Origin of the sequence: Helicobacter sp. UBA3407 (assembly GCF_949747025.1) — a bacterium.
In the GTDB taxonomy this organism is placed as follows: Bacteria; Campylobacterota; Campylobacteria; order Campylobacterales; family Helicobacteraceae; genus Helicobacter_D; species Helicobacter_D ganmani.
Genome location: NZ_CATKCB010000153.1, coordinates 1 through 10,445, shown reverse-complemented (window position 1 = coordinate 10,445; position 10,445 = coordinate 1). Strand labels below are relative to the sequence as shown.

At 35.9% G+C, this 10,445-nt stretch carries 7 protein-coding genes and 1 pseudogene; all 8 read right to left on the bottom strand.

Annotated features, from left to right (window positions below; genetic code table 11):
• A pseudogene (locus Q1553_RS05575) lies at positions 1-381 on the bottom strand (hypothetical protein); the annotation flags it as partial.
• A gap of 9 nt (positions 382-390) precedes the next feature.
• Positions 391-1,959, bottom strand: coding sequence for a DNA repair protein (locus Q1553_RS05570; protein WP_115551605.1), 1,569 nt, complete (start codon positions 1,957-1,959; stop codon positions 391-393).
• A complete protein-coding gene (locus Q1553_RS05565) occupies positions 1,959-2,828 on the bottom strand; it encodes an NAD(+)/NADH kinase (RefSeq protein ID WP_115551631.1) in 870 nt (289 codons plus the stop codon). Before Q1553_RS05565 ends, Q1553_RS05570 begins: the two co-directional genes overlap by 1 nt.
• A 1-nt stretch (position 2,829) precedes the next feature.
• Positions 2,830-3,708: a hypothetical protein gene (locus Q1553_RS05560; protein WP_300692353.1), complete on the bottom strand. Its 879-nt coding sequence runs from the start codon at positions 3,706-3,708 to the stop codon at positions 2,830-2,832.
• A gap of 9 nt (positions 3,709-3,717) precedes the next feature.
• A complete protein-coding gene (locus tag Q1553_RS05555) occupies positions 3,718-4,527 on the bottom strand; it encodes a J domain-containing protein (protein WP_115551606.1) in 810 nt (269 codons plus the stop codon).
• A gap of 83 nt (positions 4,528-4,610) precedes the next feature.
• Positions 4,611-6,659, bottom strand: a complete 2,049-nt coding sequence (locus Q1553_RS05550; RefSeq protein ID WP_297571749.1) for a dynamin family protein — start codon at positions 6,657-6,659, stop codon at positions 4,611-4,613.
• Entirely contained in the window at positions 6,653-9,022 is a 2,370-nt protein-coding gene (locus Q1553_RS05545; RefSeq protein ID WP_299383296.1) for a dynamin family protein, read from the bottom strand. The genes Q1553_RS05550 and Q1553_RS05545 overlap by 7 nt, the downstream gene beginning before the upstream one ends.
• Positions 9,019-10,167 carry an MFS transporter gene (locus Q1553_RS05540; protein WP_297601334.1) on the bottom strand — a complete coding sequence of 383 codons (1,149 nt, stop codon included), beginning with the start codon at positions 10,165-10,167 and terminating at the stop codon, positions 9,019-9,021. Before Q1553_RS05540 ends, Q1553_RS05545 begins: the two co-directional genes overlap by 4 nt.
• Positions 10,168-10,445: the final 278 nt, after the last annotated feature.

Below are 10,445 nucleotides of genomic sequence, written 5' to 3'. Positions count from 1 at the left end.
GGAATCTAGCAAAATCAGATTCGTATTTTTACCCGTAAATTCAGCCTGCAAGACGACTTGGGAAGTTTTATAGCTGTTTTTGGTTTCCAAGACAAGTTGCAAAATACGATTATTACCATCTACCTTTGCATCTACAATCCAAGAATTAAAGCAATATTTTTGCAAGCTTTTATCAAAAGGAGCTTGATAAACTTTAGAGCAAAGGAGCGTTTCTTGCGTGATAAAAATCGTGCTTTTGCCCTTACTTAAATCCACAAAAAACAAATCGCCATTGATGTCAATTTTAAACAAATTGTCCGCGATTCTATAAATAGAGCGCAGCTTAAGGGGTGGCGTTTGCTTTAAATAATGCGCAAATTTTCGCAATGTTAAGAGATTCATATTGGAATCTTAAGATTTTTTGTATTGATTTCCCTCAATACATTTCATAGCAAAATCCAACGCCTCTTTTGTGATTTCATTACCACTAATCATACGCGCAATCTCGCGGATTCTGCCCTCTTTGTCCAAAGGAATGATTTTTGAACCTTGCGCACCTTTTTGAACCAAAAAATGTGTATCAGCTAAACTTGGCATATGGGATTGATGAGAAATCGCAAAGATTTGATAATTTTCAGAGAGTGTCTTAAGAGCTTCTGCGACCCCTTGGGATTCCTCGCCACTTAAATTCGCATCTACCTCATCTAAAATAATAATGGCTTGATTTTTTTCTTGCACGCTTTGTGTAAGCAAAAGTGCAAGACGAAATCGGTTAAACTCCCCTGCACTAAGATTTTTAAGCACAGTATTTAGGGAAATCTCCAAGATTTGATTGCCAAAAGGCTGATAGGATTCCACCTCTTCAATAGGATGTAAAGCAACTTCTGCCTTAGGCATTTTAAGGGATTCTAACGCATTACTTAAAGTTTCTTTAAAGCTAGAAAGATATTTTTCTCGTAGCTTTTTCAAAGCATTCGCACTTTCTACCAAACTTTTTTTAGCAGATTCAAATTGCAAAGTAGAATCTTTTAAAATAGAATCCAAATTTTCATATTTTTCTAATTCTTTCTTTTTAGATTCCAAGTATTCCAATGCCTCCTCTACACCTCCATATCTATGCTTTAGCGCACTTAGAGATTCCAAACGATTCAAAATCTCTTCAGGATTAATATTCTCTAACTCCCCCAATCTCTCACTTTCTTGCTCACACAATGCCTCTAACTCGTTTAAGGCATTCAAAATCGTATCATTTTCACTTCCAAGCAAGTTTAGAAAATGGGAAACTTTGGAGCGATGACTTAAAAACTCTTGCACTCCTTGCAGACTTTCATTGATTTTTTCTTTCTTTGAAATCTCTTTTTTGAGCTCCAAAAGCTCCTCATATTCCCCCTTTTTTGGATTAAGGGATTCTAACTTTTGAATCTCAAAGCGCACAAATTCCTTAAGCTCTGCAACCTTTAATGCTTCCTCTTGCAGTTTTTTAAGCGCAGCCTTTGCATCTAAAAATTGTGCAAAAGAATCCTTATAAGCCTGCAATAAAACCTTGTATTTAGAATCCTTAGAGGAACAAAAAGAATCAAAAATCAAAAATAAATTTTCTACACCTATCACATCGTCCGCTTTAGTGCTTAAATGCTTCAAAAAGGGGGCAAAAAGTGCTTGAACTTTCTTTTTAGGGACATTTTGCGCATTCAAAAAAAAGCGAATCTTGTCTTTTTTGGTCAAAGTCAAAATCATCTCTCCCTCATCAAAAAGCCCCTTAAACTCCTCTCCAAATCCTTGTAATTCCAAAGTTGCTTCTAAAACTTGCGCATTGCATTCACGCAAACCAAAAAGAGCAAGGATAGATTCCATAAGCACGGATTTCCCTGCTCCACTTGCCCCGCTAAAAACATTAAAATGCGCACTAGGGGAAAAAGTTATTTGTTTAAAAATTGGGGAATCTTTAATGGTGATTTGATGAAGGAGCAACTTTTGCATTATTCAAAATCTCCCCAATGGAATTTTTCTTTCAAGATTTTAAAATAATCCCAATGTGCATTATGAATCAGTTTCACGCCATTGTCTTGAACGCGAATTGCGATTTTCTCACCAAACTTCAAGGGCTTGCTCTCTTGTCCATCAATTACTACATTGCAACGTCCTTGCTCACCAAGCTCTACTTGAATCTCAAAACTACTTGGTAAAATCAGCGGACGCTGTGTCAAAGAATGCGCACAAATGGGAGTTAAAAGCAAATTACGAGAAAAGGGATAAACCACCGCACCGCCTGCGCTAATATTATACGCCGTAGAACCCGTAGGTGTAGCGATAATCAATCCATCGCCATAATACGCATTAAAATATTCTCCATCAATATATGCTTTTAAATAAATCATAGAAGCCTCGTCTAAACGCGTAAGAATAATATCATTTAAGGCAAAAAAACTCGCATTATTCTTTTGATTGTTTTGTATTTTTCCCTCTAGCATCATATGATTTGCGATATTGTAATTTCCTGTTTTAAGATGAGGCAAAAAGGATTCCACTTCGTCTTTTTGCAAATCCGTAAGGAATCCCAAATGCCCCATATTAATGCCCAAAATTGGCTTACCAAATGCGAAAGAACGTCGTGCGGTTGAAATCAATGTGCCGTCTCCTCCAATGGAAATTAACGCATCGCATTGCATACAAAGCTCTTCAAAGTTCAACCCACGCATACCAATCATTCCCGCACTTAAAGAATCCAAAATAACATTAAAACCTAAATCCAAAGCCAAACTTTGGAATTCTAAAAAATAAGCTTTCAATTCCGGAGTTGAAGGGCGCAAAAACACGCCCAAAGTGTGAATGGGGGGATTTAAATTCATTTTATTCAACAAAATAAGCTTTAATGCTGTATCCGCGTTTATTTTCTAACTGCAAGCTTGGACCCTCAAACACTGTTGCATTAGGGATTTTGGCATTAATTGCACGAATCGCGTTCCACGCGCGGAAGCTTGCAAGTCCCTCTTGCTTAAGCTCTGGCGACAATCCACGATAAGGATTCGTATCTACGATTCCTTGCACTTCAAAGGCAACAACACGCTTATCTGCTTGCAATTCTTTATCTACTTTTGTCGCAATGGAGAGCAAGCAACTTTGTGGAATCTCCCAAGTTCCAACTCCCATAGAAAAACATTCGGTAATGATTTGTTTTTTAGGCTTAATTGTGTAGCGCAACCTAGCCATTGTATTGGAGTTTGCACTATTTGCGTTTTGCATTTCTTTGACAGATAAACTCAAGCTATCTACAGACTGCGAAAGCGTTGCAAGCTCTTTTTCTTTTTGATAAAGTGCTTCTTGTAGGCGTTTAATCTCCTCCTCTTTAGCAAACTCACTTATGGCTTCCCTTTGTGATTCTACGATTCCATTTTGCAAATTAGGTTGTGTTTGGAATCCCAATATTTCTTGTGCTTTGCTTAGTAAAGCTTCTCCACTAGGTTGTGTAAGAAAATAATATCCTCCACCAAAAATCAGCCCAACTAGCACGATAAGCAAAAACAAATACGCCAAAAAACGTCCTTTATTAGAATCTTCTTGGGAATCCTCTAAAGAATATTCCACATATGCTTTCTCCTTTGGCTTTGCCGATTGTTTCTCTTGTGGCTCGCCTTTAAATTCCTCAAAACTATCAAAAATATTGTCTGGAATCGCGGTAGAAAATACATCTTCATTTGAATTAGGTTCTTTTTGTGTTGCATTAGACATTTTCACTCCTTATGCTACGCGTTTGAAATTGGATTTAATATTTTCATACGCTTCGTTAATTAAGCGGAATTTTTCCGCATAGCCATCAATAATTTTTTTATCTTGCCCATAAACATTGTCTGGGTGATAGATTTTAGCAAGTTCAATATAACGATTTTTTACACATTCAAAATCATCATTATAGCCACAACCTAGAATCTTATAGCTTTTTTTAAGGATTTTTTCCTCTTTGGTTAAATATTCCTCAAAGCATTCAAAAGTATTGTGCGTTTTAAAAGTTTCGTAATCAAAATCCAACACAATATTATGAATCACTTTGATTGAAAGTGCGCCGATGAGCTTCTCCCAAAAATAAGGGCTACTAGAATCCAAGAAAATCTCCTGTCTTGTATAGCTTAGCACAAATTCTTGAAATAAAGAACTCAAATATCTTCTTGCAAGACGACTTGGACGATTGAGTTTCAAGCATACTTGCGAATTACCAAAAGAGCTTTGAATAATCTGCAAAGACACAATAATATGTTCCAATACCGCCCGATTTTCAATCATTTTAATACGAATAGGCAAATAACTGCTATCAATAATTGTTTGGAAATCCTCGCTGTCTTTTTTGGCTTCCTCTTGCATTGCGACATGGTATGCCCAATTCAAAAAATAGTCTTTTTTGTAACGTTCGCCATCGTCTAAGATTAGCACAGAGCTTGAAAGACGATAGGCTTTGGAAAAATGCTTATAAGCAAAATCCACCGCACGTTTTAAAAATTGCGATTCTTTTTCGATACTGATTTGAATGTATGGCTCTAAGAGCTCTACTTTCATAAACTTCCCTTCAGTCTTTAATCCTAAATTCGTCGCCATTATTGGCGTGTTAAAGTAGATTAAGCAATTCTAATTCCACTTTTTTATTTTTGAATATCAACACTCTTTTGCTCTGCCTTAATTGCTGTGAGATTCTGCATAATTTTATCTATTTCTTTCTTAAGTTCAAAAGAGGCTTGCGTAATTAATTGCATTTTATCCTGTGTGGTTTGTTCATTTTGATTCAAAAACTGCGCATAAGTTTTTTTAAGGCAATTCATTGGTCCAAAAAGACGCGCTTGAAATTGTTCAAAGCAAAAAGTTTCATTTAAACTCTCTCGCACATTTTCCAAAGTCGGATTAAACAAGGCAAACTCCTCTTGATTTTCTCTATGCTTAGTGATTGCATTTTTAATCTTTAAATCCAAACGATTCAAAGTCAAATCTATTGCATTATTATAGCTAAGAGCTAGAAAATTGCTTAAGACATTCAATTCACTACGCAAATAAGAGGTTGCAACAAGAGCATTTTTGTTAAAATCATCTAGTAGATTTTCGTAACAATTTTGAGCAAATTCTCGCAAATTTCCCAATGCTTGACTTTGAGGTGCGACAAGATAAAGCTCAATATTTTTGGGGGCATTATGCTGCCATTTTGCTAATTCTTGTTTTAAGGCATTGGTATTTTGCCCAATAGAGCGCACAAACAAATCCAAAAAGTTCTTAATTTTCACACTTAGCGCCTTATAATCTTTCACTAATTGCGTATCTTGGTTTTGTAATTCTATATGTAGCTTTTCTATTGGGAGAATTACCACTTCTTTATTAGTTTCAACAGACTTTGTGCGCAAAAGACCTTTTTCTTTTTGTGCAAAAGTAAAGGGCTTTTTCTCCAATGCGCTAAAGATTCTTTGCGCAAGCGTATCTAGCCACAAATCCAACCCGATATATAAATCATTAAAGATTTTTTGTTCCTTTTCTTGTGAAAGAGCGCAATTTGCAATACACTCTTGCAGGTTTTTTTGTAAAGTTCTTTGCAAGATTAAATAACATTGGTTAATTTTATGATATTGTAAATGTAGCAAAATGTGCATTTCGCGAAGTTTTTTAAGTGTGCTATAAGATTTAGCAAAACTTGCCTTGGGCTTAATAGTCTGATTTAGAAAGTCAAAAATCAAAGGCATATTAGAATCCTGCATTCGCTGTTCCGCATTTTGAGAGTTTAATGTTTCTAATTCTTGCCAAATTCCCTCTTGTAAATTCTGATAGGTTGCATTCAAACACTCCATAACATCTTGTGGATTTTGAGGCTTTTTAGAATCCTCATTAGAATCCTGCAAAGCAAGTGTTTGGATTGTTTGCGCAAAAGAAAGAAGTTTGTTCTCAAGGAATTTTTGCGGGGTATTTAATCTTGCGCTTAATGCGAGTTTGGCAGAGATTGGAATCACTTCAGAGAAAATTCCCTCAAATGCCACTTTTGCATATTCTAAGCTTGTTTGCACTTCTTGTTCGTCTTTTAGTCTGTCCTTTTGATTCAAAACACAAAGACTTTTTTGCGCAAAATGCGTAATAAACTCCTTGAGTAACGCTTTTTCGCTATTTTTTCCCGCATTATCAATAAGAGTAAGCCAAATAATTCCATCTACATTTTCTAAGATTTTCAATGTTGTATGTGTATCATCAGAATTTTGAGAATTAAAGCCCGGTGTATCCAAGAAATTAATTTCTTTCAAAAACAAAATCGGGGCATAAAGACAAAAATGATGGATATTTTGAGAATTTTCACGCGAGAGTTTATGCAAAAAATCTATATTTTGTAAGACTTTGCGCCCATCTTTGTAGAGAATTTCTAAAATATAATCCTCTCCATAACAAATTTTGCATACTTTTGAGGTAATCGGGGTAATCCCTGTAGGTAAAATATCCTGCCCCAAAAGTGCGTTTAAAAAAGTGCTTTTACCACTTGAAAACTGCCCGATAATTGCAATTTGCATAGGCTCTACTTCTTTTTGCTGTAAATTTTCAAAAAAACTCAAAGTATAATCACTAGGATTTAAATTATCTTGACAAGCAAGAATCAGTCTTTGCGTAGGAGATTTTTGTGCAATTTTTGCTTGCAAGATTTCACATTCTTTTAAATATTGTTTTAGCATTTTGCGCTCCTTGTAGCATAGCTTTGCAAGGCTTTAAAACTCTGCAAAGCCTCCTCTAATGCTGCTTCGTTTTGATTTAATAAACTTTCCTTTTGGGATTTTTCTTGCGCACTATTTTGTGAATTTTGCAAAGCATTTTGCAAAATTTTTGCTTTGTTTTCCAAGTCCATTTTTAAATTTGTCTCTAAATCCTCAAGAAAATTTTTAAAATTCTCTGTGAGTTTAGATTCTAATGCCTTATTCTGTGTGATAATCATCGCAAAAAACTCCACAAACCCCGCTTCAAAATCTAAATCCAATGCGCTTTTAAGCTCACTTCTTTGATTTTTGCCAAACTTTTGCACGGATTTTGTGATAGATTTTAGAATCTTTAATGCAGTTTTTCTTAAAAGACTTTCATCAAAATGAAGATGAAAATTCCCCAAAATGCTAGAGTCTTTTTCTCCTACTTGCACCTGCGTTTCAAACTGACTTTGTAACTGCGTAATCTTTTTGTCCAAACTTTGGGTGCAAAAACGCAAAATATCACTCAAAGTATCTTTTAACCCCAAATCCAAGATTCTTTGCAATCGCTCATAACTTGGCGTTTTACCCTTATCATAATCATAAACAATATCCGCAAAAATCCTTTCACTCAAAATATTTTTAGAAAGTTCTAGCTTTTGATTAAGTTCCTTTTGCAAAGTTTCAAGATAAGTTTGTAATTGTTGCGTCGCATTGTTTAGGGATTCTTTAGTTTCTTGAAGTTTTGTCAGACTCTGCTCTTGCTCTATTTTGGCTTCCTCTATAAGTTTTTTAATCTCACTTTCTTTAGCAAAAAGCAAACTTTTTTCTAAAACACAAGCCGATTTGATGTTTTCAAAAACTCGCACAAACCCTTGCGCACTTAAAAAAATCAAGTCCTTTGCTTTGGTGCTATTACCACCCAACAAGGTTTGATTGAGATAATCAAGCAACGCATTAAAATTGGACGATTCTAGGCTAAAGCCTAATTCTTTTGCTTTTTGTGGATTGGTTTGAGCAAGCAAGGCAGGATAGCTCGCAAGCGCAATAAAATCTACCCTTTGGAGCATTAATTCCGCATTGTCTTTAGACATACTCTGAATTAAACGCGCTTTAATGCTTTCTCTCGTGTAATTCAGAGCAGATTCTAATTCTTTTGTCTCTAGCAAATCCGCGTGCGTTAGGATAATCAAAATCCTTGAGAGATTCGCATTTTGCAAAGTTTGCAAGATAAAATCCACATCAATTTGTGTCGCACTCTGTGCCGCATTCATTGCGTGAATGAGCAAATCACAACCCAAAATATAGTCTTTGGTGATTTCCTCTCTTTGCACGATAGGGTCATCAAGTCCGGGCGTATCTACGATTTCTACTTTATTTTCCAAGAATTTCAGAGGAGTAAAGAGTATGGTTTCCTTGATGAGATTACATAATCTGCTAGAATGATTTGCCGAAGTGTATTTGGGTAAATCTTGCAAAGAAATCTTTAAACTCTGTGTGGAATCCTGCACAAATTTCTCCAAAACCTCTTTAAATTCCGCATTATTTAAAAGTTCAGCAAGTGTAGAATCTTCTATTGTAGATTTCAAATCTTCCCATTCTGCCTTGTTCCAAAAGCTCACTTGCGCACTAGGTGTTTGAGCGTATTTTAGAAGCGTCAAGCTTGCAGTCTCTGGAATCGTAGAGCTACCCAAAATCTCCTGCCCCAAAAGTGCGTTTAAAAGCGTGCTTTTCCCTGCGCTTAACACACCTGTGATTCCGATAGAAAAATGCTGATTTTTAAGCTTTAACAAAAGAGATTCCAACTCCGCTAAACTTGAGGAGAGGTTAAGAAGATTCTGCGCTTGCATTGCCTGCAAAACTGCCTTTTTTTGCTCTAGGAGTTTTAGACTATTTCCCCAAAAATCTTGCAAAAAGTTTGAATCCAAAGTGGATTCTTGTTGTTTTTGTAGAATCTCTACTTCTTTGATTTCTTGATGTGCAATCCTTTCTAAATGCGCCTTGATTTGTTCTAAAAATTCTCCTTTTGCAACCTTATGTTGCTCCAGCAAAGCAAGGTTTTCCAAAACTTTTTTGAGCAGATTTTGCGTTCTTTTTGGCTCTCTTTCAAAGGCTTTATGAATATTGAGAAGCAAGGTGTATTGCACCTGTAAGATTCCTTTAAAGCTTAAGGTTTTGCAATATTTTTCACAAAGATTTTGTAGCACAGCACTCTGCCAAAAAACATTAAAACTATGCAAATCTTGACTTAAAAAAATCGCTACAATCTCACTTGCTTTTTCGCTTTCTAAAATATGCAAATTCCCTAGTGGCACGATTTCTTTAAAGATTGATTCTAAATATTCCCCTAGCTCTTTCATTTTGCCTCCTTAAAGATTGGACTAATTTTATAAAACATTAACGCACTTGCAAACAAAATCCCACTCAAAAACAAACAAAGCACTTCCCAACCGAAATGATAATAAAGATAACTCGGCATTGTCGTGCCAATCGTGCCACCTGTATAATAAAACGCAAGATACAAGCCATTTGTGATTCCCTTTTTCTCACTAGAAATAGAATTCACAAATGCAGACAAAACAGAATGCACAATGAACATTCCAATACAAATCACAAACACCGCAAAAAAGAGCCACCAAAAGCTTTTGATTAGCATAATCAAAGGTGCGATTCCAAAAACCACAAAGCCAAAAATGATTGCACGCAAATCCCCTCCAAGCAACCTTTTAATGCGCCCGACCAAAAGCGCGGCAACAATGCCAATAATATATCCTAGATACAAAAAACCAATCTGTGCTGGGGTAATGTCTGGGTTTAAGGCTTTGATTTCAAAAGGCATAAAGTTTAGCGCGCCTTGAAAACAAAACAACACCAAAAAAGCCCCCGCATAAAGCACTGCATATCGCTTATCTTTCAGTAGCTCCAAAACAATTTTTGGTGTGATTTTTGCATTTGTCATTTGGGAGCTTTGAGGAATCCTAAAAGAAAGAATCGCAACCACCAAAGTAGTAATTCCAAGTGCAGCAAAAGTGAATTGCCACGAGGAAATAGAAGTAATAAACCCGCCTGCTACGCGCGAAAGTACACCTCCAAAAACCGTGGCAGCAACATAAAGGCTGACATATTTTTGTATATTTTGCATATCAATGCGCATTAAGGTTGTCAAAGTCGCTGTCAAGGCAGCTGGAATCGCGAGAGCTTCTAACAAACGCAAAGCAAGAAAAGTCCTATAATCTTGCGCAAAACAAAGCAAACATTGGAAAACGCCAATCATTCCTAAAGAGACAAACAACACCTTGCGTGTATCAAATTTTTCCAACAAATAACCATAGACAATGGGGGCAAAGGCAAGTGCGAGCAACACAACAGAAGTAAAAAGCGTAACTTGTGTGATAGAGATTCCAAACTCTTCCATAAAAAGAGGTTGCATAGGCTGTGTGATATAAAGGCTAGAAATCGTTACCATAGCACTTAGCAGGACAACCAATAAAATATAAGTTTTCAAAATTGATTCCTAAAGTTTTGTAAAATTCTAAAACAAATTTGCTAAAGATTCTTTGATTTTGGGATTTTTTTATTTCATTTTCTTATCAATTAAACTATTTTTATTAAAAGATTTTGAAGTATAATTTTGTGGGGTGTTACCACAGGCTGACACCCTGTGGTAAAATCTATGCCCAAAAGGACATATGATGAGTATCACTAAATTCATCATCGTGGCAATTATACTGCTTTGTATAATTGTTGTCAAGGCTTATTAGCCTCGCCCTGCTTTTGCAGGGT

What these genes read in the sequence shown, in the direction of transcription:
- Q1553_RS05555 (WP_115551606.1), bottom strand. Translation starts at nt 4,527, where the DNA reads ATGAAAGTAGAGCTCTTAGAGCCATACATTCAAATCAGTATCGAAAAA.
- Q1553_RS05565 (WP_115551631.1), bottom strand. Translation starts at nt 2,828, where the DNA reads ATGAATTTAAATCCCCCCATTCACACTTTGGGCGTGTTTTTGCGCCCT.
- Q1553_RS05560 (WP_300692353.1), bottom strand. Translation starts at nt 3,708, where the DNA reads ATGTCTAATGCAACACAAAAAGAACCTAATTCAAATGAAGATGTATTT.
- Q1553_RS05570 (WP_115551605.1), bottom strand. Translation starts at nt 1,959, where the DNA reads ATGCAAAAGTTGCTCCTTCATCAAATCACCATTAAAGATTCCCCAATT.
- Q1553_RS05545 (WP_299383296.1), bottom strand. Translation starts at nt 9,022, where the DNA reads ATGAAAGAGCTAGGGGAATATTTAGAATCAATCTTTAAAGAAATCGTG.
- Q1553_RS05550 (WP_297571749.1), bottom strand. Translation starts at nt 6,659, where the DNA reads ATGCTAAAACAATATTTAAAAGAATGTGAAATCTTGCAAGCAAAAATT.